Genomic DNA, 23,803 nt, shown 5'->3' with positions numbered 1-23,803 from the left:
GGCCGTCCTGCTCAGGCCGACTCGCGGCACACGAGGTCGGTCGGCAGGATCACCGGCGCGAGCTCCTGCCCCGGCCGGTCGATCTGGGTGGTCAGCAGCCGGGCCAGCTCCTTGCCCATGTCGTGCACGGGCTGGCGCACGCTGGTGAGCGCCGGATCGGTGTTGCGCGCCACGTCCGAGTCGTCGAAACCGATCACGGCGACGTCGTCGGGCACCCGGCGGCCCGCCGCGCGCAGCTCCCGCAACGCACCCGCCGCCATGAGGTCGCTCGCCGCGAACACGGCGTCGATCCCGGGGTCGCGGGACAGCAGCTCGCGCATCGCGTGTTCCCCGCTCGCCTGACCGAAGTCGCCCTGAGCCACCAGCCTGGTCACGCCGCGCCGCCCCTTCAGCGCCGAGCGGAACCCGGCGAGCCGGTCGATGCCCGCGGCCATGTCCTGCGGCCCGCTGATCGTGGCGAACCGGCGGCGGCCCTGCTGGTACAGGTACTCGGTCGCGGCCCGCGCGCCTCCCAGGTTGTCGGCGTCGACGTAGGGAACGCCGTCCATACCGGACATCGGCCGCCCGCTCAGGGCCACCGGCGCGCCCGCCGCGGCCAGGTTGCGGGGCAGCGGATCGTCGCCGTGCAGGGAGATGAGCGCGACGCCGTCCACGTGCCCGTTGCGCACGAGGTGCTCGACCCGCTCGTGCTGCCGCGCCGTGCTCGCCATCATCAGGTTCAGCTGGAGGGTGGTCGCCGACAGTTCCTGGCTGAGCCCGCGGACGAGCGCGGCGAAGAACGGCTCGCTGAACACCCGTGCCTCCGACTCCGACACCACGAACAACACGGTGTCGCTACGCCGGGTCACGAGACTGCGCGCTGCCTGGTTCGGCACGTAGCCGAGCTTCCGGATCGCATCCTGGACCGCCTTCAGTGTGCCCGCGCTGACCTCGAGCGACCCGTTGACCACCCGGGAGACCGTGCCGCGCGAAACGCCCGCCTCCGCGGCGACCTGCTCCAGCGTCGGTCGCCCTGCCGTTCGGACCCGGCCTGACCCCGGCATACGGCACGCTCCCCTGATCGACTCGTCGTTCCCCACCGCGAACTCATCGTACTGGGAACGCTCACGAAACGATCCGACGTGCTCCGTTAGGGGCATCACACCGGCCGGGTGCGGCACCCGCGGTGGTCACGCACGGCAGGCGCGCGTGACCACCGCGTCACTCGGGCGGCGGTCCGGTACTCAGCCGAACAACCGCACGTGGGTGGAGAAGGCCGTCGCGATCTCCGCCTGTGCCCAGAACCTGTGGTAGGTGAACGTCGGCGCAGGCCCACCGTCCAGATAGTCCCGCACCTTCGGCCACTGCGGATCGTCCTGGTAGAACGAGCGGAGCGACAGGAAGGTCGAGTCCGGTCCGATGTCGTCACCGTTGGGCATCTGCCCGGTCCACCCCGGAGGGACGTAGGTGCCCTCGCCCGAAGCCGGGTCGTACTCGTCGTCGAACCTGGCGTAGTCGGTGCGGGTCTCCTCGGTCGCGATGCCGATCGAGTCGGTGTGCGCCAGCAGCGCGTCCAGCAGGCCCTCCCCCACGGCGCGGGACTCGCCGTCGCCCGAGGCCGCGGCGTAGTTCAGCAGCACCTTGGCGTAGGCCGCGGCCACCCCGACGTCCTGGCTCGTGCTCACCACGTCGACATGGAGATTCCCGTTGTCGCCCGGATCGTCCGGGTTCCAGGTGTCCGGCGCGCCGCTCCACTCCATGTCGGAGGGAATGGCGAACTCACCGTTCTCCCCGACCGTGGTGTGCGCGATCGCCCACGGCACCCACCTGTCCAGGATCCGCTTCGCCCGCTCGTCCCCGGTCTGCTCGTAGAGCTGGGCGACGCGCTCCAGCCCCCAGACCTGGAAGCCGAACCACCGGTTGCTCGGCGGGTCGTGCCACACCGGCTGCCAGTCGTAGAACATCCCGTAGAACGTCGGCGAGCCGGCGGGCGGCTGCCCGTACTGCCCGTCCCAGCTGTTGGTGGCCCCGCCGGCGATGCCGCCCTCGGCGGACTGCAGCCACTGCAGGAACTCCAGCTGCCGGTCGAGGCTCCGCCCCCAGTCCCGGGCCCCGGTCGGCGAGTCCGGGCGCAGCGCCGGGTCGTTCGCCAGCGCGTGGGCGGCCATCGGGTTCTGGTAGCCCTGGTGCGCCGCGCCGTCCCCGATCCGCCACGCCCAGCCCGCGGAGGTGTCGTAGGCCCCGCCCCAGGCGTAGTACCAGGACATCAGGTAGTGCTGGCTGTCCCTGCCTGCCCCGCCGGGGCAGGCCGCCGCGCCGACGCAGTCGCCGATCCGTTTGAAGTACTTGTCGAACATCGCGTACCGCAGGTAGTCGCCCATCTTCGACGCCTTCTCCACGACCTCGCCGATCTGCGCGCCCTTGCCCTGCTCCGTCGCCCACTGGTTGGCCAGGTAGGCCACCTGCACCGCCCGCGCGTCGGCGTCCGGCGCGTTGGTGTACTTCCACTGCCGGGCGTACTGGGCGTCCTCGACGAACAGGTCCAGGTACCCGTTCGGACCACCGAACGCGAAGGTGTCGCAGGACGGCTGCGGGATCGTCTCCCAGACGGACTCCGACGACCCCCGCTGGTAGGTGTTCAGGTACGCGGGCGCCGTCGTCCCGTCGCCGCAGCGGCCGAAACCGTAGGTGTTGTCGACGTCCAGCAGCCAGTGCATGCCGTAGATGTCGTCGGTGCCGTAGGTGGCGGCCAGCTCGTCCGCGATCGGATCCGATCCCACGGGTACCCCGCTGTCCAGCGGCACCGGATAGTCCTCCATCCTCGGCGACTCCGGCGCGTAGGTCGCCGGGCTGCCCGGGTCGTAGGCGGCGTTGGTCGGCTGGTCCGCCGCCGAGGGGATGAGGTAGGTCTCCATCGACTCCCACGCCGCGACGAACGGCTCCCAGTCGCCCTGGATCCGGCCGTACGCCGCCTCGAGCCACAGATAGTAGCTGAACGCCTCGGACGTCGTCTGGTGCCCGTGGTCGGGCGCCTCGACGATCAGCGTCTCCACCGAGTGGTACGGCACGAGCAGGTCACCGAACTGGCGGAAGTAGCCGCTGTCCGGATCCTTGATCTTGTGGTACTGCGTGAGGAACGCGGTCTCGTAATCCGATGTGGACGGATCGAGCTCGGTCGCCGTGACCGTCGCCTCGGCGTGACCGGGAGCGGACAGGGTGAAGGTGGCGGAGGCCGGCGCGCCGCCGTTGTCCGCGGACGCGATGGTCACCTGCCGAGGGCTGCTCCAGTTGCCCGCGTCGAAGGACAGTGCCGTCGGCGTGGCGGTGAGGTCCGCGCTGCCCGACGTGCGTTCGACGGTCACCGTCACCGGCGCCGCGGGGCTGGTGGCGAGCCGGACGTCGAGCGTGGCCGTCGTGCCCTGCCGGAGGTTCACCTCCGAGGGAGTGGCCCGGATCGCGGGTGCGCCGAGCACCTGGACGGCGATCGGCGCGGAGGTGGCCGACGCGCCCCCGTCGTCGTGGGCCCTGGCCGTGACCGAGTAACGGCCCGGCTCGGCACCGGTCCAGGTGTACTCGAACGGAGCCGAGGTGTCCGTACCGAGCAGCTCGGTACCGGCGTAGAACTCGACCCTGCTCACGGTGCCGTCGCCGTCGGTGGCGTCCGCGCGCAGGTCGATGGCCGCGGGCACGGTGTACGTGGCGTTGTCGGCCGGCGCGGTGAGCCGGACGTCCGGCGCCTCGTTCGGCCCGGTGCACGGCGTCCCGTTGACGGCGAAGTCGGCCGGGGCCCGGTTGGCGCCGGACTTGGCCGCGTTGAACCCGAACTCCACCGAGCCGGACACGGGGATCGTGGCGTTCCAGCCCGCGTTGCGGACGCTCACCGCGCCGCCGTCCTGGCTGACCGTGCCGTTCCACAGGTCGGTCACCCGCTGGCCGTCCTGGAACGTCCAGGTGAGCTCCCAGCCGTCGATCGGTTCCGCACCGGCGTTGCGGATCGTGACGCCGGCGCCGAAACCGGTGTCCCATTCGTTGACCACGCGGTAGTCCACAGTGCACTGCACCGCCGCGGCCGAAGCCGGAAGCGGGTTCACCGTCGCGACACCGGTCAGCGCCGTCAGCGCCGTCAGCGCGAGCAGTGCGGACACGGGGCCCGCCCGCAGGGGCCGGGCACGTCGTCGGGATCGCATGGGGGTCCTCCTCGTCTGCGCGGGGACTGGGTGGGACCGGTCCGTGAGCGGCGCCCTGGCGGCGACCGCCCCGGACCGGGACTCGAGGGGTGCCGGACCGTGCGGTCAGCTCCTCGCCCGGGCGGGCGAGGACCCGGCGCCGGGGAGCCCGGCGCGCGCCGCGGCACCGGATGCGGCACGGACGGAGCGGACGGCGCCGACGGAGACGAGACCGGGCAGGGGTTTCGCGGTGGACGACGGTGCGGAGAACGCTGGCGCACGACGGTGCAGGGGCACGGTTTCCTCCTCGCCGAGGACATCGCCGCCCGCCATGGCGAGTGGCTATGGGAGCGCTCCCAGACTCTACTCGCCCTCGCCCGCGAGGGGAAGGGTGCCAGCACACACGCCACCCTTCGGTTCTGTTGCCGGTTGACACCGGGGCCCGACGGCGGAAGCCTTTCGGGAGCCGGCCTGCTGGGAGCGCTCACAGTTCCGGGTTCGCCGGTGTGGCGTCACAGCACATTCCCGCCGAGTCGAGAGGAACCGCGATGCGCCGACCCCGAGGTCGTCCGAACACGACACTGCTCGTCCCCCTGCTCGTCCCCCTTGTCGTCACCGCGCTGACCGTGCCCGCGTTCGGCGGCCTGGCCCCCGTCGCCGGCGCCCAGGAACCGGCGGAGCAGGTCAGCAACGGTGACTTCGCCGCGGGCCTGCAACCCTGGTGGCACACCGAGACCGCACCGGCCGAGGTGGTGGACGGAAGGCTGTGCGCCGACGTCACCGGCGGCACGGTGAACCCGTGGGACGCCATCATCGCCCAGAACGGCATCACGCTGGCGGACGGCGAAGCCTACGAACTCTCCTTCACCGCGAGCGCGTCGGTGCCGACGACCATCAGCACCAACGTGCAGCTGTCCGCCGAGCCCTACACGACGGCGCTGTCCGAACGGGTCGCGCTCGGCACCGACATGACGGAGCTGCGCTACAGCTTCACGTCGAACCTGGCCACGGACGCCGCCCAGGTCGCCTTCCAGGTGGGCGGCAGCGCCGAGCCGTGGACCTTCTGCCTCGACGACGTCTCGCTCCGCGGCGGGGAGGCACCACCGCCGTACGAGCCCGACACCGGGCCCCGCGTCCGGGTGAACCAGGTCGGCTACCTGCCCTCGGGGCCCAAGCACGCCACCGTGGTGAGCGACGCGGCGGAGCCGTTCGCGTGGCGGCTGGCCGACGCCGGCGGCACCGTGGTCGCCGAGGGCACCAGCCGCCCGCAGGGCACGGACCCGACCTCGAACCAGCCGACGCATCACATCGACTTCAGCGGCTTCCGCGAGGAGGGCACCGGGTACACCCTGACCGCCGACGGCGCGACGAGCCACCCGTTCGACATCCGGCAGGACGTCTACTCCGCCCTGCGGACCGACGCGCTGGCCTTCTTCTACCACCAGCGGAGCGGAGCCGAGATCGAGGCCGAGTACGTCGGCGACGAGTACGCCCGGCCCGCGGGCCACCTGCAGGTGGCTCCCAACCGCGGCGACATCGAGGTGCCCTGCCAGCCCGGGGTCTGCGACTACACCCTCGACGTCCGCGGTGGCTGGTACGACGCCGGTGACCACGGCAAGTACGTCGTCAACGGCGGGATCTCGGCCGCGCAGGTGATGAGCACCTACGAGCGGGCACTGCACGCCGACGGCGGCGATCCGGCGGAACTGGCGGACGGCTCGCTGGCGATCCCCGAGCGGGGCAACGGCGTGCCCGACGTGCTCGACGAGGCGCGGTGGCAGGTGGAGTTCCTGCTGCGCATGCAGGTACCGGCCGGGCACCAGCAGGCAGGGATGGCGCACCACAAGGTGCACGACCAGAACTGGACGGGGTTGCCGTTGCTGCCGCACGAGGACCCGGAACTGCGTGAACTGCACCCCGTGTCCACGGCGGCGACCCTGAACCTCGCGGCCGTCGGCGCGCAGTGCGCCCGGCTGTTCGATGAGTACGATCCCGGCTTCGCGGCCCGCTGCCTCGGCGCGGCCGAGACCGCGTGGGACGCCGCCAAGGCGAATCCGGACCGCTACGCCGATCCGAACGACGGCACCGGCGGCGGCGCCTACAGCGACAACGACGTGACCGACGAGTTCTACTGGGCCGCGGCGGAGCTGTACCTGACCACCGGTTCCGACGAGTACTGGGCGGAGGTCGCCGCCTCCCGGCACCACGACACGGAGGTCTTCACCGACAGCGGCTTCGGCTGGGCCTCCGTGGCCGCGCTGGGCATGCTCAACCTGGCCACCGTGCCGAGCGAGCTGCCCGCGGACCGGCTCACCTTCGTCCGCGACGCCGTGGTGCAGGGAGCGCAGCGGTACGCCGCGACCGCGACCGCCGAGGCCTACGGCGTGCCCTACGCCCCGTCCGGCTACGAGTACGTGTGGGGATCCAACAGCCAGGTGCTCAACAACATGGTCGTCCTCGCGACCGCGTACGACCTGACCGGGCGCGCCGAGTTCGCCGACGCGGTGCTGACCGGGTGGGACTACCTGCTCGGCCGCAACGCGCTGAACCAGTCCTATGTGACCGGTTACGGCGAGCACGACGCGCGCAACCAGCACCACCGGTTCTGGGCGAACCAGGTCGACGCCTCGCTGCCGAACCCGCCGGCGGGCTCGCTGGCGGGTGGTCCGAACACCGGGATCCAGGATCCGGTCGCCGCCGAGCACCTCGCGGGCTGCGCACCCGCGATGTGCTACATCGACGACATCGGTTCGTGGGCGACCAACGAGGTGACGATCAACTGGAACGCCCCGCTGGCCTGGATGGCGTCGTTCACCGACGACCTGGCGGCGGGGCAGCAAAGCCCGGAGGAGAGCACCTGCTCCGTGTCCTACCGCGTGCGGGACGAGTGGACGGGCGGCTTCGTCGCCGAGGTGACCGTCACCAACACCGGCATCGAACCCCTGCGCGGCTGGACAGCGTCCTGGCAGTACGCCGGTGACCAGCGGGTCACCAGCGCCTGGAACGCACGGGTGACGCAGGCCGGGACGGCCGTCACCGCGGAGAACGTGGCGTGGAACGCGACCGTCGCGCCCGGCGGGTCGGCGCGCTTCGGCCTGCAGGGAACGTGGCAGGGAAGCAATCCGCGGCCCGAGGCGTTCACCGTGAACGGCACCGACTGCGCGTGACCGGGGAGGTGGGTGGCCTGTCCTCCCGGGCAGGCCACCCACGCGCCGGTCAGCGCACGGCGCACGCCGTCCCGTCGAGGGTGAAATCCTCCGGGTCGGTGTTGCCACCGGTCCACGTCCCGAGGAAGCCGAAGCCGATCGAGCCGCCCGCCGGGATCACCGCCGTGTGCGGCTCACCGGTCACGCTGACCCGCGCCCCGGTCTGGGTGACCCTGGCGTTCCACAGGGACGTGACACGCTGCCCGTCGGCGAACGTCCACCGCAGTGTCCAGTCCTCGATCGGGTCGGAACCGTCGTTGCGCACGGTCAGCTCGGCCTGGAACCCGCCCGGCCACTGGTTTCCGACCCGGTACCCGACGGTGCACGGCGCGGACCCGCCGGAACCAGGCCGCGTGGTCACGGTCACCGGCTCGGACCGGCCGGAGCGGTTGCCCGCGACATCCCGCGCGTACACGGCGAAGGTGTACTCGGTGGCGGCGGTGAGCCCGCCGACGGTGACCGAGGTCGTCGTAGCCGAGGCGACCCGCCGCTCCGCGGGCCCGTCGAGCCGCACGACGTCGTAGCCCGCGACCCCGGTGTCGTCGGTCGACGGCGCCCAGGACAGCGTCACGCTCTCCGCCGCGACCGCGCCCGCAGTGGGAGTGCCCGGAGTGGACGGTGGCGTGGTGTCCCCCTGCCCGCCGCCGTAGACGGTGGCCTCGCGGGCGGTCTCCCCGATGCCGTCCGGGCCGTGGAAGATCCGCTCTCCCCACGGGGTCAGGTCGGCCGCGTCGAAGTTCGCCGCCATGTCGAGGTACTCGACGCCGCCGCTGTTGCCGCTCCACGACCAGCCGAGGAAGCCGACCCCCAGCGACCTGGTGTGCGCGAGGATCGCGTCCTCGTCCGGGTCGCCGTCGGAGTGGTCGTGCCCGAACTCGCCCACCACGATCGGCAGTCCCGCTCCGGTGAACCGGCCGAGGTAGTCGCGGACCTCGGCCGCGGTGTCGAAGACGCCGTACATGTGCACGGAGAACACCGTGTTGCGGTCCGGATCCGCGGCGAACACCTCCGCCGCGTTGTCGCGCATGGTGAACGACCAGTCCTGTCCCCAGTTCGGCGCGTCCACCATGAGCGTGTGCGCCAGGCCGCCGGAGCGCAGCCGCTGGATCGCGTCGATGGTGTCCGGCGTCCAGGCGGCGTATCCCGTGTTGCCATACGGTTCGTTGCCGATGTTGACGATGACGTACCGTTCCTGGCCGAGCAGCGCGTCGCGGACGCTCAGCCAGTAGTCGACGGCCGCGTCGAGCGTGGCCGCTCCGCTCTGCTCGCCGTACCCCGTGGTGTCGTGCACCTCAAGCACGCAGATCAGCCGGTTCTCCTTGCACAGCGACACCACGTTCGCCACGTCGGCCGGGTCGTCGCGCGTCCACCGGTCACCGCTGCTGAGCACCACGCGCACCGTGTTGGCGCCCAGTGCCTTGATGTCGGCGAACGCCCCCGTCTCCCCGGGGAACCAGGTGTGCGGGTGGTTCACCCCCCGCATCACGAACTCGTTTCCGTTGGCCTCGTGGAGCCGTCCGTTCTCGATGTGGAACCCGGTCGCGGCCGCCGCCGGTGGCGCCGTCAGGACCGACCCGGCCAGCAGGGCCACGAGGGCGGTGCCCACCAGCGAACGTCGTCTTGTCATCGAACACCTCGCAATCAGGGAAGGGACCGACAGCGCGATGCCCGGGTGTTCCGCGGAATCGGCGGAGCACCCGGGCATCGACGGTCCTCACCGGCCGGTGAAGACCACGTCACTGCAGAAGTAGTAGGACTGGTCCAGATGGGACGCCTGCCAGATCGTGTACACGATGTGCCGCCCGGTGCGGTCGCCCGCGTCCACCGGGATCAGGGTGTCGTTGGCGGGCGGGGTCTCGCCGACCTCGGCGACGAGCTCGAGGTCGTCCCAGCCCAGTGCCTGCGTGGTGGGGTCGAAACCCTGCCGGGTGAGGTAGACCCGGTAGTAGTCCGCCCCGTGGTAGGCCTGGTCGTGGACGTTGACGGAGAAGCGGTTGTCCTTGGTGACGGCCTTCCACTCGCCCACGGCGTCCATGGCGGCGTACCGGCCGCCCTGCGTCCGCCCGGCGCTGCAGAGCTGGCCGTCCGGAATGGCGGCCCGGTGGTCACCACCGACGCCCTCGCGGTACAGGCCGTTCCAGTTCCACATCGCGTTCGGGTCGGCCTGCCAGGCCTGCCAGCACATCGGGTCCTCCGTGGCCATCTCCGGGGCCTGGAACCGGTGGCCCCACCGGTCGAAACAGCCGTAGTTGCGCGCGGGCGGGTCGGTGGCCGAACCGTGTGCGCCGGCGACTCCGGCCGGTGCCGCCGTGGTCACCGCGGCGGTCGCGGCGAGCACCGCCATCGCTCGCCGGGCGGGCGTCCCGCGCCCGCGTGGTCTCGGCAACGACATCGTCTTCCTCCTCATCGAGAGTGACGGAGCGCGCCGGGAACGCTCCCTTGACGTGCGCCCGGGTCAGGCGTGCCCCGGGCGCACCGGGTGGGTGGACGGCACCCGTTCCTCAACCTCCCGCCCGGTCGCAGGTGCCGCCGTTCAGCACGAACTCGTCCGGTGCCGCGTTGGTCTCCCCGCGGGTGGCCCGGAATCCGAAGGAGACCGTCCCGCCCGCCGCGAGATCGCGGTTCCACGCGGCACCGCGTGCCGACACCGTCGTGTCCTGTTGCGTGACGCCGGCGTTCCACGCGTCGGCGACCCGCTGTCCCGCGGGGAAGTCCCAGCCCAGCTCCCACCCCTCCAGCGGGGTGTCACCGATGTTCGTCACCGTCACCGAGGCGGTGAACCCGGTGCCCCAGTCGCTGTCGACCTGGTACCGGACCGTGCACCGCGCCGCGGGTCGCGCTTCCTGGAACCCGACCCGGTGCAGCTGGCCGGGGAGGTCGTTGACGACGTACAGCTCCCCGGAGTCATCCGCGGCGAACGCGGTGACCTGGATCGGGAAGGTGCCGATCGGCGCGCTGTCGTACGTGCCGTCGCCGGAGGGCCGCACGCCCCACACGGTCGCCGTGCAGAAGTCGGCGGCCAGGTAGGTTCCGCCGGCCAGCTCCGCGTAGCGGTCGCCGCGGTAGACCTGGCCCCCGATCACGGCGCAGCCCTCGGTGCTGGGGTACGAGAACACGGGGTCGACGTACTCGGCGCCGGGGCGGCACTGGGCCTCGTCGAAGGGCGCGGGTCCCTCCCGGCAGGACCACCCGAAGTTGTGGCCACCGGTCCCGGCGGGCACGTGGTTGACCTCCTCGAAGGAGCCCTGCCCGACGTCGGCGATCCACTGTGATCCGTCGGCGGGGTCGAACGTGTACTTCCACGGGTTGCGCAGGCCGTAGCTCCAGATCTCGCCCCGCGCTCCCGGCGTTCCGGTGAAGGGATTGTCCTCGGGAACGCAGTACGCGAGGTCGCCGCAGCGGCGGCTGACGTCCAGCCGGAGGATCTTGCCGAGCAGGGTGCCCAGGTCCTGCCCGCTGTCGAACGGGTCGGCGGTGTGACCGCCGTCGCCGATGGCCAGGTAGAGGTGACCGTCGGGGCCGAAGCTGACGTGCCCGCCGTTGTGGTTGTCGTACTCGCTGTGCGGCTGGCTGAGCAGGACCTCCTCGGAACCGGCCGGGTCCCCGGCGCCGAGGGTGAACCGGGACAGCGTCACGGCCCCGTCGGGCAGGCTCGTGTACGCGGCATAGAGCCGGTGGTCGGCGGCGAAGCCGGGCGAGGTGGCGATGCCCAGCAGCCCGCGCTCGTTACCGGAGGTGTCGACGCGGTCGCTGATGTCCAGCAACGGCTGGGCGGCCAGCCCCGAATCGGGGTGGTAGGTCCGCACCGTGCCGGCCTTCTCGGCGATCAGCAGCCTGCCGGTGCCGTCGTCGGGGACGGCGAGGGCGACCGGTCGCCGCAGGCCCGAGGCGACCTGGGTGGTGGTGACCTCCAGCCGTTCCACCGGCACCGCGGCCGCCCGCGCCGGTGCGGGCGCCTCCGCGGGCAGGGACCAGGCCGGCTGACCGGCGACGACGAGGGCGACGCCGACCGAGAGCAGTATCGTTCGAGCTCGTCTCAACATGAGTGACTCCCTGTCGCGCGAGCCGGCGCCAGCCGGGACGGGAGCGGGGACGCGCGCACCGCGCCGCCCGCTCCCGTCCGGTGCCGCCAGTTCGGCTCAGTCGCAGGTGGAACCGTTCAGCGTGAAGCCGGTGGGCGTGGTGTGCGCGGCGGTGAGCGTGCCCTGGAACCCGAAGCTCACCGAGCCTCCCGCGGGGATGCTCCCGTTCCATCCGCTTCCGGTCGCCGTCACCTGGTCGCCCTGCTGGCTCACCGTGGCGTTCCACGCGCTGGTGACCCGCTGGCCGTTCGGGTTGGTGAAGGTGAGCGTCCAGCCGGACACGGCCGAGCTACTGGTGTTGTGCACCGTCACCTGGGCGACGTAGCCGGTGTTCCACTGGTTCTGGACGCCGTAGTCCACCGTGCACGCACCCGCGGGGTCACCCGGGTCTCCCGGGTCACCGGGGTCTCCCGGGTCACCCGGGTCGCCGGGGTCGCCCGGGTCGCTGCCGATGGGCGGGTAGGCGTTGCGCAGCAACTGCTGGAACTGCGCGGAGAACCAGTGACCGGAGATCGGCGCGTCCGGCAGGGCGCCGGTCGCGCTGTTCCCGTTGCGCGGGTTGCCTCCGTAGGTGGGGTCGCACATCCGGTCGAAACCCTTGCCCTCGTCGTTCGGGATCTCCTCGCTGGAGCCGTCCGACTCGCCGGGCGGCTTCATCCAGACGTAGGCGTCGATGCCGGGCTCCGGGTTGGCCCGCGGCCGCTCGCCCAGCCCGGCGCCATCCTGGTTGCACCAGTTGCCCACGTGGATCCGGCGGTCCACGCGCCCGCCCTCGACGTAGGCCTCCGCGCTCGTCGTCGGTCCGGGGCCGTCCGGCCGGTCCGGACCGCCCCAGCCGTTGCGGGAGGTGTCGATCAGCATCCCGATGCCGGGATCGAAACCCTCCTCGACGGCCTGCTGGCGGAAGGCCTGGGCGAACGACAGCTCGTCCACGTACCGATTCCAGTCGATCCAGCTCGACTCCGCGCGGACCTGCTGCCCGTTGACCACGTCGTCGACGTCGAAGTGCGGCTCCTCCAGCGCGCTGTAGTTGGCGGTGTTGGCGATGAAGCCGTGCACGTCCGAGGGCTCCGCGCCGTTGGCGTTGGCGGCCTCGAACATGATCTCCGCGCTCGGCTCGAAGTTGTCGTCCCAGCCGATCCAGCCGTGGTGGCCCGCGTCGACGTAGTTGTACACGTTGGGGATGTCGCCCAGCTTGTTCAGGGCGTAGCCGACGCCGTTGACGTAGTTGCCGTTGGCCAGCATCTCGTCGCACTGCTCGGTCGCGGTGGGCCTGCTGCCGACGTTGGTGACCAGGTTCGGCAGCGAGTCGATCTCGATCGTGGCCACGATCCGCAGCCCGGCGTAGGCCGGGTCGGACAGGATCTCCGCGATCGGGTCGATGTACTCGGACTCGTACCGGTCGAGCTCGTCGGGACCGAGCTCGCCGTTGGAGGCCAGCGCGGCGCAGTCGCGGCCCGGCAGGTTGTAGATGACGATCTGGACCAGGTCGGCGTCCTGTTCGAGGGCTTCGTCGAGGTGGTCGCGAAGCCCGTAGCTGCCGGTCGTCGGACTGTCGTTGCCGTAGATGGCGCTGATCCGGTCCAGCCACACGCCGGTCGGCTGGTCGGCGACGGCCTCACCGCCCGGCTCGGCGGCGGCGTTGGCCGCCCAGATCGGGTTCACGTAGACCTTGGCGCCCTCGTACGGGTTGTCGACCCGCTCGGCCGCCCCCGCGGGAGCGCCGCCGGTGACGAGCAGCCCCGCGGCCGCCGTCGCCGACGCGGCCACACCCGCGAGCACGCGATGTGGTCGCCGCACGCGGCGTCTCCACGATCGAGAACGTACTGCTTCCATTTCGGGTTTCCTTCCTTTCTCCACGACCGCGGCGTCGCGGACGAGTTGCTCCCCCTGATCCGTTCCGGGAGCGCTCCCATGTCTCCGGGCGAAGGCGGCCGGCGCCGGCGTTCCCGCCCGGTCAGTCGCAGTCCGTCCCGTTGAGCCGGAAGCCCGAAGGCGCCACGTGCGCGCCGTCGAGCGTGCCCTGGAAGCCGAAGCTCACCGTGCCTCCGGCCGGGATGCCGGTGGTGTGACCGCTACCGGTCACGGTGACCGTGCCGCCCTCCTGGGAGACGGCGGCGTTCCAGGCGTTCGTCACCCGTTGCCCTTCCGGGTTGCCGAAGGTCAGCGTCCAGTTCGGCAGCGCGGCCGCACCACGGTTGGTCACCGCGACCTGGGCGACGTAGCCGTTGTTCCACTCGCTCTGCACCGAGTAGCCGACCTCGCAGTCGACCACCGGATCGACGGGGTCCACCGGGTCTCCGGGATCTCCGGGATCTCCGGGGTCCTCGCCGTTGCCGGGACCGAAGACCACGTCGGAGCAGTTGTAGAACGCCTCCGGGCTGTCCGACCGCTGCCAGATGGAGTAGATGATGTGCCGGCCGCTCTTGCCGGACGGAAGCCGCGCGTTCCAGGTGTACTCCGCGCCTTCGGGACCACTGCCGTCGATCGGCGGGTTGGTCACCTGGTCGAACGGCACCGGCTCCAGATCGTCCCAGCCCAGCGGCTGGTCCGGGTCCCAGCCGTCCTTCGTGACGTACTGGTACCAGGTGCCCGGGTGCGCCGCCCAGGCGTTGTACCGGAAGGTGATCGCCGCACCGGCCTGCACGGTCGTCGTCGGCCAGTCCGGGTGTGGCGCGTTGTAGGCGTCGAACGTCGGGCTCGGTCCGCACAGCTTGCCGTCGGGGATGATCTCCCGGTGCCTGCCGCCCGCGTCGCTGAGCAGGTTGCCGAACCAGTTCCACAGGGGTGTCTTGCCACCCGCCGCCACGGCGGCGGCGCAGGCCGGGTTGGTCGGGGCGAGGTCACCACCCTGGCCACCCTGCTTGCCGTCCAGGTAGCAGGCGTAGGTCCGGGTGGCCGGATACGTCATCCCGCCGTGCGCCAGCGCCTCCCGCGCGGGCGAGACCACCACGAGACCTCCGGTGAGCGCGGCGAGCAGGCCCAGCAGGGCGACTCTGCGCATGATCTTCACGTGCGTCCTCCTCACAGGACTCTCTGCCGACGAAGGAACCTGGGAGCGCTCCCAGACTCAGTAACCGCTCGGGACGTCAGGAAAAGATCGCGCGACGCGAGGCCGCGCCGGAACGGCGGGAGCCACTCCACGTCCGGAACCCGGGCCGGCCACCGGGATGGCGGCAGGCCGGCGGTGCGCCGGGGCGCTCCCTCAGCGCGTACCGCGGGGTCCCGCGAGGCGGGGGAACGCGGTGACCGGGGAACCGGCTCGCTCGGGCGGGATCGGCCTGGCCCTGAGCGAACCGCCAAGACTTCGCATGCTGTGATCCTTCGACTACGTGCCGTTTGGAGCGCTCCCAGGATGCGGGGGCGCGACAGCGGTGTCAATCACGTGGGTGGTTCTGCCACCGCCCGGCAACCCGGCATGCAGGGATTTCACCCGGAAAATTGTCCCGCGCAGACGGGAAAGAACAAGAAAGAGGAATGGCCCCCTACCGGGAGAGTGCCGGCCGCGGTATATCGAGGGCTCAGCTTCCGCCGCACCGGGCACCATCACACCAAGATCGCGAATGCGGCCGCCGGGCCATCCGGCGCGCCGGCCGCGCGCAGGGAGCCGCGGACCGCATTCGATCGCAGGTTGTCGAATCGACTCGAATTCGACGGGGAGTATCGCGCCGACCATTCTTTGGTCGTAGCCAGAACGGGCGTAGTCCTTGCGCGTTCTTTTCCCACTGCCCTAACTTCGGCGTCGACGCGCTTCGAAAGACATTCGGTCGCACAGACCACATTACCGTAGGCATCACCGTCGAGAACCGTCGAATCGATTCGAGCACGCCGCCCACCGGATTCCGGCACGTGCCGGGGCCGGAGGCGGACGAGGGGGAACGAACCCGGCACCGCAGGGACACCGTCGTCCGGATGCTAAGGAGAAACGTTCCATGACAAGGCGAACGCGACTGCTCGCGGCGTTGAGCGCGGGAATGCTCATGCTGACCCTGCAGGCCCCCGTGGCGCACGCCGCGACCTGGTACTCCTCGGACCGCTGGGGCAGCTGGTCGCAGAACGGGTACACGGTCCGGAACAACGTCTGGGGCAGCGGGCACGGGCCGCAGACCGTGTGGGCGAACTCGTACGGCAACTGGGGCGTCTGGGCGGACCATCCCAACACGGGCGGGGTCAAGTCCTATCCCCATGTCGCGCGGAACATCAACCGGAAGGTGAGCGCACTGGGCCGGCTGCGCAGCGGCTTCGACGTCCGCGTGCCCGGCAGTGGTGCCTACGCCACCGCCTACGACATCTGGGCCGGCAACGGCGCCTACGAGATCATGCTGTGGATGAACCAGACGGGTCCCGTCGGCCCCATCGGGTCGTGGCAGGCCACCGCGTCCGTCGGCGGGCACACGTGGGACGTCTACCGCGGCTCCAACGGGCACAACGCCGTGTTCTCCTTCGTGCGGCAGGGCAACGTGCGCTCCGGCACCGTCGACATCAAGGCGGTACTGGACTGGATCCGGTCGCGGGGCTGGTTCGGCGACGTGACGGTCGGCGATGTCCAGTTCGGATTCGAGATCACCTCGTCGAGCGGCGGCCTCGACTTCGTCAGCAACAGCTACTCGGTCACGACCGGCTGAGCGTCGCCCGATTTCCGCAGGAACAGGAGATGCCATGGGAATCCGTGGATCCACAGTGGCCATCGCCGCGTGCGCGGCGGCGGTGTGCGCGGGCGCGGCCCTCACCCACGCCTCCACCGCACCGGGGACGGCAGCCGAATGCGGCACCGGCTCGTTCCACGCCGAGGTGACCAGGAGCGGCGGCACGTGGACCGCTCGCAACGGCAGCAGGACCGTCTACAGTGGTGGTGACACCCGCGCGGCGGTCCAGGCCGCCCTCGACAGCCTCACCCCGGGGCGCACCGCCAAGCAACGCGTCGTCGTGCGGGGCTCGGGCTCGCTCAGCGCCGGGTCCCGGATCTCGCTGCCGAGCTACACGGCACTGGACGTCTGCGGCACCCTCGACGTGACCGGTTCGGGCTCCGGTGACCAGGCACCGGTCTACGCCCGCGACGTGCGCGACATCGAGGTACAGCATCTCACCGTCACCGGCTCGCCGGTGTACGGGATCTTCGTCCGCAACGCCACCAACGTCACGCTCGGCCGGATCGACCTGCGCCTGTCCCGCGGTCTCGGCGTGCGCATCGACAACCACGGCGACCGCGGCGTCCGCACCCGCAACGTCCGGATCGACCACGTGTCGGTCTCCGGCACCAGTACCCACGGCGTCGAGACCTACGGTGTGGACGGCCTCACCATCGGCACCGTGGTCGCCCGCGACACCGGAGGCTCGGGCCTGCTGCTCAACGACACCGTCAACGCCACCGTGGGGACGGTCGACGCCAGCGGCGCCGGGACCGGCACCGGGTACGCGGCGTTCCGCACGGCCAACCGCAACGGCCGCATCGGCGACGGCTACCCGGCGAACATCCGCGTGGGCCAGGTGATCGCGCGCGGCGGCGGCCGCGGGATCTTCTGCGTCTCCGAAAGTGGCGGACTCGTCGTCGACCGGGTGGACATCGCCGACACCGGCAACAACGCGATCCTGATCGAGAACTGCTCCAACGTGACCATCGCGGCCCGCGGCGGCAGCGTCTCGCGCGGTGGCGAGATCCGGCTGGCGGCACGGTCGGAGTTCGCCAACAACCGCGACATCACCGTGCAGAACCTCACGGTGACCGACTCCGCCATCACGGAGAACCCGTGTGGCGAGAACACCACCTTCCGCGGTAACACGCTCCGGAACAGTCGCCTGAACGTGTGCGGCTGAGCCCTCGCCGGCCACCGTCCGGCCGGGGAGTCCGGACCTGCCCGAACGGACGGTTCCGGCGGTCTCTCCGCCGTCGACCCTTCCATTTGGCACCCGGTGTCATTATGGTCGGGCTCACAGCACCCCCGCTCGACGAGGAGTGAAGCCGGATGGACGAGCCGGAGAACACCGAGGTCACCGACGCTGTTGTCGAGGAAGATCTGCTGGTCGAGGAGGTCTCGATCGACGGCATGTGCGGTGTCTACTGAGCCCTTCGACGCGGCCAGGCCGTACCGCCTCAGCCCCACCGTGGCGGTACGGCCGGAGCCGTTCGGCGCGCTGGTCTACGACTTCACCACGCGCCGGCTGTCGTTCCTGAAGACCCGCACGCTGGTCGAGGTGGTGCGGGGACTGGAGGAGCAGCCCGACGCGCACGCCGCGCTCGCCTCCGCCGACGTTCCGGAGGCCGAGCGCGGGCGGTACCTGGACGCGCTGGCCGGACTGCACGCCGCGGGCACCATCGTGGCCCGCTGACCCCGGGAGCCTGTCGTGAAACTGGTCGAGCATTTCCAGCATGGGCTGGACGCGCCCATCTGCCTGACGTGGGAACTCACCTACGCCTGCAACCTGGCGTGCGTGCACTGCCTGTCGTCGTCCGGCCGCCGTGACCCTCGCGAGCTCACCACCGCCGAGTGCAAGGCGGTGATCGACGAGCTGCGGCGGCTGCAGGTGTTCTACGTCAACATCGGCGGGGGCGAACCCACCATCCGCCCCGACTTCTGGGAACTGGTGGAGTACGCGGTCGGGAACCGGGTCGGCGTGAAGTTCTCCACCAACGGCGTGCGGATCACCCCGGACCGTGCCCGCCTGCTCGCCGCCACCGACTACGTGGACGTACAGCTGTCGCTGGACGGCGCCACCCGGGAGGTCAACGACGCCGTCCGGGGCCCCGGGTCGTTCGACACCGCGATGCGGGCCATGGGCAACCTGCGTGCCGCCGGGTTGCGCGGCTTCAAGCTGTCGGTGGTGGTCACCCGCCACAACGCCGGCCAGCTGGACGCGTTCCGGCGGATCGCCGAGGACCACGGCGCCCAGCTGCGCATCACGCGGCTGCGCCCCTCCGGCCGCGGTGCCGACACGTGGGACGCGCTGCACCCCACCGCCGAGCAGCAGCACCAGCTCTACGACTGGCTGCTGCGGCACGGCGAGCAGGTGCTGACCGGGGACTCGTTCTTCCACCTCAACGCGCTCGGCTCCACCCCGCTGCCGGGCCTGAACCTGTGCGGCGCGGGACGGGTGGTCTGCCTCATCGACCCGGTCGGCGACGTCTACGCCTGCCCGTTCGCCATCCACGACGAGTTCCTCGCGGGCAACGTCCGCGACCAGGGCGGGTTCACCGCCGTGTGGCGCGAGTCCGAGCTGTTCGCGCGGCTGCGCACACCGCAGACCGGTGGCGCCTGCACGTCCTGTTCGGCGTATGACGCCTGCCAGGGCGGGTGCATGGCCGCGAAGTTCTTCACCGGCCTACCGCTCGACGGGCCCGACCCCGAATGCGTCAAGGGCAACGGGGAGCCCGCGCTGGCCGCCGCGGGCGCGGGCACCGCGAAGCCCCGGCCCGGCAAGGACCACTCGCACCGCGGCAAGCGGGTGCCCGTCGCCATCGGCTGGGGGCCGCCCGAGCCGGAGCGGCTGCCCGACCGCACCTGCGACACCAGCCCCCTCGCCGGATTCCGGCCCTGAACGATCGTCCCTTGGGGACCGGAAAGGAACAGCCGATGGCCAGCACCAAGGACTGGTTCGAGACCGTCGCCGAAGCCAGGGAACGCGCGCGCAAGCGCGTGCCCAGGTCGGTGTTCCTGGCCTTGCACGCCGGCTCGGAGGCGGGCACCACCCTGGCCGACAACACGGCCGCGTTCGCCGAGATCGGGCTGCGCCCGCGGATCGCCGACCTGCCCGCCACCCGCGAGCTCGGCACCACCGTGCTGGGCCAGGAGATCTCGATGCCGGTGATCTGCTCACCGACCGGGGTGCAGGCCGTGGACCCCGGCGGTGAGGTCGCGGTCGCCAGGGCCGCCGCGGCGTCGGGTACCGCGATCGGGCTGTCCTCGTTCGCCGCCAAGCCCATCGAGGAGGTGGTCGCGGCCAACGACAAGACGTTCTTCCAGGTCTACTGGCAGGGGTCGCGGGACGGCATCCGCGCGCGGCTGGACCGGGCCAGGGAGGCGGGGGCGAAGGGGCTGATCGTCACGCTGGACTGGGTGTTCGCGACGGCCCGCGACTGGGGCGCCCCGCCGATTCCGGAGAAGGTGAACCTGCGGACCGCCGTCGCGTTCGCTCCGCAGGTCCTCGCCCGGCCGGGCTGGCTGGCGCGGTACGTGCGGTCCGGCCGCCTGCCCGACCTCACGACGCCGAACCTGGCCGCCGTCGGCGAACCGGGACCGTCGTTCTTCGGTGCCTACGGCGAGTGGATGGGCACCTCTCCCCCGACGTGGGACGACCTCGCGTGGCTGCGGCAGCAGTGGGACGGACCGTTCCTGATCAAGGGCGTCTACCGGCCGGACGAGGCCAAGCGCGCCGTCGACATCGGCGCCACCGCGATCTCGGTGTCCAACCACGGCGGGAACAACCTCGACTCGACCCCCGCCGCGATCCGCGCCCTGCCGGGCGTCGCGGCCGCGGTCGGGGACCAGATCGAGGTGCTCCTCGACGGCGGCATCCGCCGCGGCAGCGACGTCGTCAAGGCGCTCGCCCTCGGCGCCGACGCCGTGCTGATCGGCCGCGCCTACCTCTGGGGCATGGCCGCGAACGGCGAACGCGGTGTCCACAATGTTCTCGAGATCCTGCGCCAGGGCATCGACAGCACGCTCTACGGCCTCGGCAGGAAGAGCGTCCACGACCTGACGCCGGACGACGTGCTGCTGCCGGACGGGTTCACCAGGGGCATGTGACAGCTACAGGCTGAACGCGATCGAGCGGAGGATCAGCACACCGACGAACACCGCGGTGAACGCCAGATCGATCCCCAGCCCGCCGACCCGGGCCGGGCGCAGCACCCGCCGCACCGGTGCGATGACCGGCTCGGTGAGGCTGTGGGTCACCGCACTCGCCTTGCGCACCCACGGCCGGTCGCCCGCGGCCATGCCGACCCAGCTCAGCACCGCCCTGGCGACCAGCACCAGCATGAACGCCGTCAGGACGTACCCCAGCAAGGCTCCGATGAGGCTCATCACGATCTCCTTCCCGACGGCCTCGGTGACACTCCTGCCTGGTACAACGTCGGCGACCGCCGGATCGTGCCCGGTCCGCCGTTCTCGGCGAACGATCAGCCGGTGCCGTTCCCGGCGTCGCTGGGCAGGAGCTTCTCCCCGCCACCCGACACGGCTCAGGACGGGGCGGGAGGCCGGTGCCGGGAGCGGCGGGAGGTGCGGAGGTGGATCCGTTCGCCCTGTTTCCCGAAGAGACTGAGCACCTCGACGCTGCCGCGGCCGGTGGCGCCGAACCAGTGCGGGATCTGGCAGTCGAACTCGGCCGCCTCACCCGGCCCCATGACGAAGTCGTGGTCACCGAGGTGCACCCGGAGCCGGCCACGGAGGACGTAGAGCCATTCGTATCCGGCATGGGTTCGCGGGTGGGGCTGGTTGTCGTGGGCCGGGATCGTCATCTTGTACGCGCGCGGCTCGCCCTGCTGGCGGGACAGCGGAATCAGCACCCGGCCGTCTCTCCTGGTCGGGTGCTGCGGCACGCGCGGGTCGACGACGCGAGGGGCGGCGACGATCTCGTCGAGCGGGACGCCGAGCGCCGCCGTGATCGGCAGGAGAAGTTCGAGGCTCGGCTTGCGTTGCGCTGACTCGAGGCGGGACAGGGTGCTGACGGAGATACCGGTCGCCCGTGTGAGGTAGGCGAGGCTGACGCCCTTCTTCTCCCGGGCCCGTCTCAGCCGGGGAGCGATCTGCTCGATGACGGCGTCGACGCTGGGGTTCCCGTCCATACCGGCAGTTCACCAGTTCATCCCGGAATCGGCAACATTGTTTGCCGGAACCGGTCCGTTCCGCGGACCCTCTCGGCGGAGGTGATACGCATGAACCGCACAACGCGGTGCACGGGCCGCCCGGAGGGGCGGGGGCTGTGGGACGCCGTCGGCGGAGGAGGAGCCGGCCTTTCGGCGGGGATGGTCCTCACGAGGGCGCCGTTCACGACTGCGGTCGTGGACGGTGGCCAGCCCCGGAATGAGCCGGCGAACGACATGCACGGCTATCTGGCTCGCGACGGCATGGCGCCGAGGAAGTTCCTCGCGGTCGGAAAGGACAAGGACGCCCGGTACTGCGGGACACTGGCACGGGGGACGGTGGTCGACGCCTGCCGCTCCGCGGACGGCACCTTCGAGCTGGAACTCGACAACGGCGAGCTCTTGCGCTCCCGGCCGCTGCTGGTGGCGACCGGACTCCATGACGGGCCGCCTGACATTCCCGGGCTGCGAGAACGGTGGGGACCCGGAGTCCACCACTGTCCACACTGTCACGACTACGAAGTCCGCGAGCGCGCCATCGCGGTCGTCGCAAACCCCGCGACGGCGACGACGGAGTCGGGGTCGGCTCACCTGGCGGCGCCGCTGCGCCGCTACAGCGACCAGGTGGTCTTCTGCCTCAACGGCACGGAGATCGGCCCGGCCGGGCGGCGTCGGCTGGAGGCGTACGGCGTGCGCACGGTCGACGGTCCGGTCGTCCGCGTTGGACCAGGGCGGGGCCCGGCGGACGCGGGGCCGGTCACGATCGAGTTGGGCACCGGCGCGACGGTCGTCGCCGATGCGATCTTCGCGGCGCCACGTCTCGTGCCGCGGGACCGGATCCTGACGATGCTGGCTGCCCCGCCGGACCCGGCGAGCGGGCCGGTCGGCGTCGGCTCGGTCGACGCCACGGAGGTGCGCGGGGTGTGGGCGGCGGGAAACGTGGCCAACCCCCGGGCGCAGGTCGTCACCGCCGCGGGGGCGGGATCCGCCGCCGCGATCGCCATGACCGCCTGGCTGCTCGGACAGGAACTGGCAGCGGCCATCGCACCGGGCGGCCGCACCGCCGGAGGTGCGAGCCGATGACCGGTGCCGCAACCGAACCGGCACGCCGTCGCCGCAGCGAGGGGCTGCCCGCCGGCGTGTACCTGCTCGGGTTCAGCCTGTTCGCGATGGGAAGCGCGGAGTTCCTGTTGGCAGGCGTCCTGCCTGCGGTCGCCGCCGACCTCGGCGTCACACTGACCTCGGCCGGGTTCTTGATCACCGCCTTCGCGATCGGCGTCGTGGTTGGCGGGCCGCCCTTCGCCGTGCTCAGCCTGCGCTGGCCACGCCGCACCGCACTGGTGGCGACTCAGGCCGTCTTCGCGGTCAGCATTGCCTGCGGCCTGCTGGGCAACTACCAGATCTTGCTGGTCACCAGGGTCGCCGCGGGTGTCGCCTACGCGGGCTTCTTCGCGGTTGCCGCGGTGACCGCGATCAGCCTGGCCCGGCCCGAGCGGAGCGCCCGCGCTTCCGGAGTCGTGGTCAGCGGGCTCAGCGTCGCCATGGTGGCCGGTGGGCCCGCCGGTACCCTGCTTGGCCACTTCACCGAGTGGCGCGCCGGTTTCTGGGCCGTCGTGGTCCTGACGATCACGGCGATGATCGGTTGCCTCCGCGGAATCCCGGCGCGGAGCCCCGGCCGGCACCCGACGGCCGCGCCAACGATCTCGCGGGAACTCGTCACCATGCGCGACCCGAGGTTGTGGGTCGTCTACGCGATCACGATCCTGACCACCGCCGCGTACATGATCACCTACAACTACCTGGCCGCCATGCTCGAGGACATCGCCGGCCTGCCCGGGTTCTGGATCCCGGCGGTGCTCGCGCTCTTCGGTGCCGGTGCGTTCCTCGGCCTTTCCCTCGGCGGCCGTATCTCGGACCACCGCCCGCACCTCGCGCTCCTCACCGGCGCGGTGGCGACCCTGGCACTGTCGGCGGTGCTGGTCGCGGCGATCCACCACCCCGCCACAGCGGTGCCCACGGTGTTCGTGCTCGGGATCGCCGCGTTCGTGCTGAACCCCGCCCTCTACGGCCGTGTCTTCTCCATCGCGGCCCAGGCGCCGACCCTCGCCGGCGCCACCACCGTGTCGGCATTCCAACTAGGCATCAGCATCACCCCGGTGCTCGCCGCCGTCCCACTCAGCCACGGCGCCGCGCTGACGTCGGTCTGCCTCGTCGGGGCCGGACTCGCCGCGGCCGCCGTGCCGTTGATCCTCCGCGACCGGCGAAGCCACGCCGGCACGTCGCGCGCCCGGTGCCGGACGGCGCCGCCGCACGGCCGGATTCCGAGCGGCGCCGGCGGTGACCCACCACAGCGCCCCGGTGAGGACCGGGCGCACTCGGCCTGACGAAGGCGTCCCGTCCGGATCGCTGCCGGACACCTCCCTGCTGTGCCGGTCACACCGGTCGGCCGGGCGGTGTGACCGGCACAGCCGGGAGGCGGAGCGGAGTCGGTGCTGCCCGTGGAGTGGAACCAGGACCGGCAGGGCGTCTCGGCGTCGGGCGCCACGAGTGCGGAAGCGTGCCCGCGGCGAG

The 23,803-nt window shown here is 71.6% G+C and carries 18 protein-coding genes; 9 read left to right on the top strand and 9 right to left on the bottom strand.

Features of this window, described 5'->3' with window-relative positions:
• Window positions 1-11: 11 nt before the first annotated feature.
• Window positions 12-1,043, bottom strand: a complete 1,032-nt coding sequence (locus B0I33_RS00390; protein WP_106176470.1) for a LacI family DNA-binding transcriptional regulator — start codon at window positions 1,041-1,043, stop codon at window positions 12-14.
• 180 nt (window positions 1,044-1,223) lie between these two features.
• The gene (locus tag B0I33_RS00385) at window positions 1,224-4,166 is read right to left on the bottom strand and encodes a glycoside hydrolase family 48 protein (RefSeq protein WP_106176469.1); all 2,943 of its coding nucleotides are present in this window, start codon (window positions 4,164-4,166) and stop codon (window positions 1,224-1,226) included.
• 527 nt (window positions 4,167-4,693) lie between these two features.
• On the opposite strand from B0I33_RS00385, the gene B0I33_RS00380 reads away from it, so the two are divergent.
• The gene (locus B0I33_RS00380) at window positions 4,694-7,312 is read left to right on the top strand and encodes a glycoside hydrolase family 9 protein (RefSeq protein WP_106176468.1); all 2,619 of its coding nucleotides are present in this window, start codon (window positions 4,694-4,696) and stop codon (window positions 7,310-7,312) included.
• Between the two features lie 49 nt (window positions 7,313-7,361).
• Here the strand turns inward: B0I33_RS00380 and B0I33_RS00375 are convergent, their stop codons facing one another.
• The 5 genes from B0I33_RS00375 to B0I33_RS00355 form a co-directional block, all read right to left on the bottom strand.
• A complete protein-coding gene (locus B0I33_RS00375; RefSeq protein WP_106176467.1) occupies window positions 7,362-8,978 on the bottom strand; it encodes a cellulase family glycosylhydrolase in 1,617 nt (538 codons plus the stop codon).
• 87 nt (window positions 8,979-9,065) lie between these two features.
• Window positions 9,066-9,743: a lytic polysaccharide monooxygenase auxiliary activity family 9 protein gene (locus B0I33_RS00370; RefSeq protein WP_106176466.1), complete on the bottom strand. Its 678-nt coding sequence runs from the start codon at window positions 9,741-9,743 to the stop codon at window positions 9,066-9,068.
• 109 nt (window positions 9,744-9,852) lie between these two features.
• Entirely contained in the window at window positions 9,853-11,394 is a 1,542-nt protein-coding gene (locus B0I33_RS00365) for a PQQ-dependent sugar dehydrogenase (RefSeq protein ID WP_106176465.1), read from the bottom strand.
• 96 nt (window positions 11,395-11,490) lie between these two features.
• Window positions 11,491-13,233 carry a glycoside hydrolase family 6 protein gene (locus B0I33_RS00360; protein ID WP_281259327.1) on the bottom strand — a complete coding sequence of 581 codons (1,743 nt, stop codon included), beginning with the start codon at window positions 13,231-13,233 and terminating at the stop codon, window positions 11,491-11,493.
• 157 nt (window positions 13,234-13,390) lie between these two features.
• Window positions 13,391-14,437 (bottom strand): lytic polysaccharide monooxygenase, encoded by a 1,047-nt coding sequence (locus B0I33_RS00355; protein WP_106176961.1) that lies wholly within the window; start codon window positions 14,435-14,437, stop codon window positions 13,391-13,393.
• Window positions 14,438-15,407: 970 nt separating this feature from the next.
• On the opposite strand from B0I33_RS00355, the gene B0I33_RS00350 reads away from it, so the two are divergent.
• The 6 genes from B0I33_RS00350 (at window position 15,408) to mftD (ending at window position 20,174) form a co-directional block, all read left to right on the top strand.
• On the top strand, window positions 15,408-16,058 hold the full coding sequence (locus tag B0I33_RS00350; protein ID WP_425440434.1) for a glycoside hydrolase family 12 protein: 651 nt from the start codon (window positions 15,408-15,410) through the stop codon (window positions 16,056-16,058).
• A gap of 34 nt (window positions 16,059-16,092) precedes the next feature.
• On the top strand, window positions 16,093-17,247 hold the full coding sequence (locus B0I33_RS00345; RefSeq protein WP_106176462.1) for a hypothetical protein: 1,155 nt from the start codon (window positions 16,093-16,095) through the stop codon (window positions 17,245-17,247).
• 149 nt (window positions 17,248-17,396) lie between these two features.
• The gene (mftA, locus tag B0I33_RS00340) at window positions 17,397-17,495 is read left to right on the top strand and encodes a mycofactocin precursor MftA (protein ID WP_106176461.1); all 99 of its coding nucleotides are present in this window, start codon (window positions 17,397-17,399) and stop codon (window positions 17,493-17,495) included.
• Entirely contained in the window at window positions 17,485-17,760 is a 276-nt protein-coding gene (gene mftB / locus B0I33_RS00335; protein ID WP_106176460.1) for a mycofactocin biosynthesis chaperone MftB, read from the top strand. Before mftA ends, mftB begins: the two co-directional genes overlap by 11 nt.
• Before the next feature lie 15 nt (window positions 17,761-17,775).
• On the top strand, window positions 17,776-18,966 hold the full coding sequence (gene mftC / locus B0I33_RS00330) for a mycofactocin radical SAM maturase (RefSeq protein WP_106176459.1): 1,191 nt from the start codon (window positions 17,776-17,778) through the stop codon (window positions 18,964-18,966).
• Window positions 18,967-19,001: 35 nt separating this feature from the next.
• On the top strand, window positions 19,002-20,174 hold the full coding sequence (gene mftD, locus B0I33_RS00325) for a pre-mycofactocin synthase MftD (protein ID WP_106176458.1): 1,173 nt from the start codon (window positions 19,002-19,004) through the stop codon (window positions 20,172-20,174).
• Between the two features lie 3 nt (window positions 20,175-20,177).
• Here mftD and B0I33_RS00320 read toward each other — a convergent pair whose 3' ends face one another.
• Together B0I33_RS00320 and B0I33_RS00315 are read right to left on the bottom strand one after the other, a co-directional pair.
• The gene (locus B0I33_RS00320) at window positions 20,178-20,453 is read right to left on the bottom strand and encodes a YggT family protein (protein WP_106176457.1); all 276 of its coding nucleotides are present in this window, start codon (window positions 20,451-20,453) and stop codon (window positions 20,178-20,180) included.
• A 155-nt stretch (window positions 20,454-20,608) separates the two neighbouring features.
• Window positions 20,609-21,214 (bottom strand): helix-turn-helix domain-containing protein, encoded by a 606-nt coding sequence (locus B0I33_RS00315; RefSeq protein ID WP_106176456.1) that lies wholly within the window; start codon window positions 21,212-21,214, stop codon window positions 20,609-20,611.
• 90 nt (window positions 21,215-21,304) lie between these two features.
• Here B0I33_RS00315 and B0I33_RS00310 point away from each other — a divergent pair, with 90 nt between their 5' ends.
• Window positions 21,305-22,315, top strand: a complete 1,011-nt coding sequence (locus tag B0I33_RS00310) for an FAD-dependent oxidoreductase (RefSeq protein WP_106176455.1) — start codon at window positions 21,305-21,307, stop codon at window positions 22,313-22,315.
• Entirely contained in the window at window positions 22,312-23,616 is a 1,305-nt protein-coding gene (locus tag B0I33_RS00305; protein ID WP_106176454.1) for an MFS transporter, read from the top strand. Before B0I33_RS00310 ends, B0I33_RS00305 begins: the two co-directional genes overlap by 4 nt.
• The last annotated feature ends 187 nt before the right edge of the window (window positions 23,617-23,803 follow it).

The organism is Prauserella shujinwangii (assembly GCF_003001955.1).
In the GTDB taxonomy this organism is placed as follows: Bacteria; Actinomycetota; Actinomycetes; order Mycobacteriales; family Pseudonocardiaceae; genus Qaidamihabitans; species Qaidamihabitans shujinwangii.
The sequence above is the reverse complement of the archived record's forward strand: the minus strand, read 5'-3'. Positions and strand labels throughout refer to the sequence as shown.

Coding starts and splice junctions, on each gene's coding strand:
- B0I33_RS00365 (WP_106176465.1), bottom strand. CDS start 11,394: ATGTTGAGACGAGCTCGAACGATACTGCTCTCGGTCGGCGTCGCCCTC.
- B0I33_RS00305 (WP_106176454.1), top strand. CDS start 22,312: ATGACCGGTGCCGCAACCGAACCGGCACGCCGTCGCCGCAGCGAGGGG.
- B0I33_RS00370 (WP_106176466.1), bottom strand. CDS start 9,743: ATGTCGTTGCCGAGACCACGCGGGCGCGGGACGCCCGCCCGGCGAGCG.
- B0I33_RS00390 (WP_106176470.1), bottom strand. CDS start 1,043: ATGCCGGGGTCAGGCCGGGTCCGAACGGCAGGGCGACCGACGCTGGAG.
- B0I33_RS00315 (WP_106176456.1), bottom strand. CDS start 21,214: ATGGACGGGAACCCCAGCGTCGACGCCGTCATCGAGCAGATCGCTCCC.
- mftD (WP_106176458.1), top strand. CDS start 19,002: ATGGCCAGCACCAAGGACTGGTTCGAGACCGTCGCCGAAGCCAGGGAA.
- B0I33_RS00310 (WP_106176455.1), top strand. CDS start 21,305: ATGAACCGCACAACGCGGTGCACGGGCCGCCCGGAGGGGCGGGGGCTG.
- B0I33_RS00355 (WP_106176961.1), bottom strand. CDS start 14,437: ATGCGCAGAGTCGCCCTGCTGGGCCTGCTCGCCGCGCTCACCGGAGGT.
- B0I33_RS00320 (WP_106176457.1), bottom strand. CDS start 20,453: ATGAGCCTCATCGGAGCCTTGCTGGGGTACGTCCTGACGGCGTTCATG.
- B0I33_RS00375 (WP_106176467.1), bottom strand. CDS start 8,978: ATGACAAGACGACGTTCGCTGGTGGGCACCGCCCTCGTGGCCCTGCTG.
- B0I33_RS00385 (WP_106176469.1), bottom strand. CDS start 4,166: ATGCGATCCCGACGACGTGCCCGGCCCCTGCGGGCGGGCCCCGTGTCC.
- B0I33_RS00380 (WP_106176468.1), top strand. CDS start 4,694: ATGCGCCGACCCCGAGGTCGTCCGAACACGACACTGCTCGTCCCCCTG.
- B0I33_RS00350 (WP_425440434.1), top strand. CDS start 15,408: ATGCTCATGCTGACCCTGCAGGCCCCCGTGGCGCACGCCGCGACCTGG.
- mftA (WP_106176461.1), top strand. CDS start 17,397: ATGGACGAGCCGGAGAACACCGAGGTCACCGACGCTGTTGTCGAGGAA.
- B0I33_RS00345 (WP_106176462.1), top strand. CDS start 16,093: ATGGGAATCCGTGGATCCACAGTGGCCATCGCCGCGTGCGCGGCGGCG.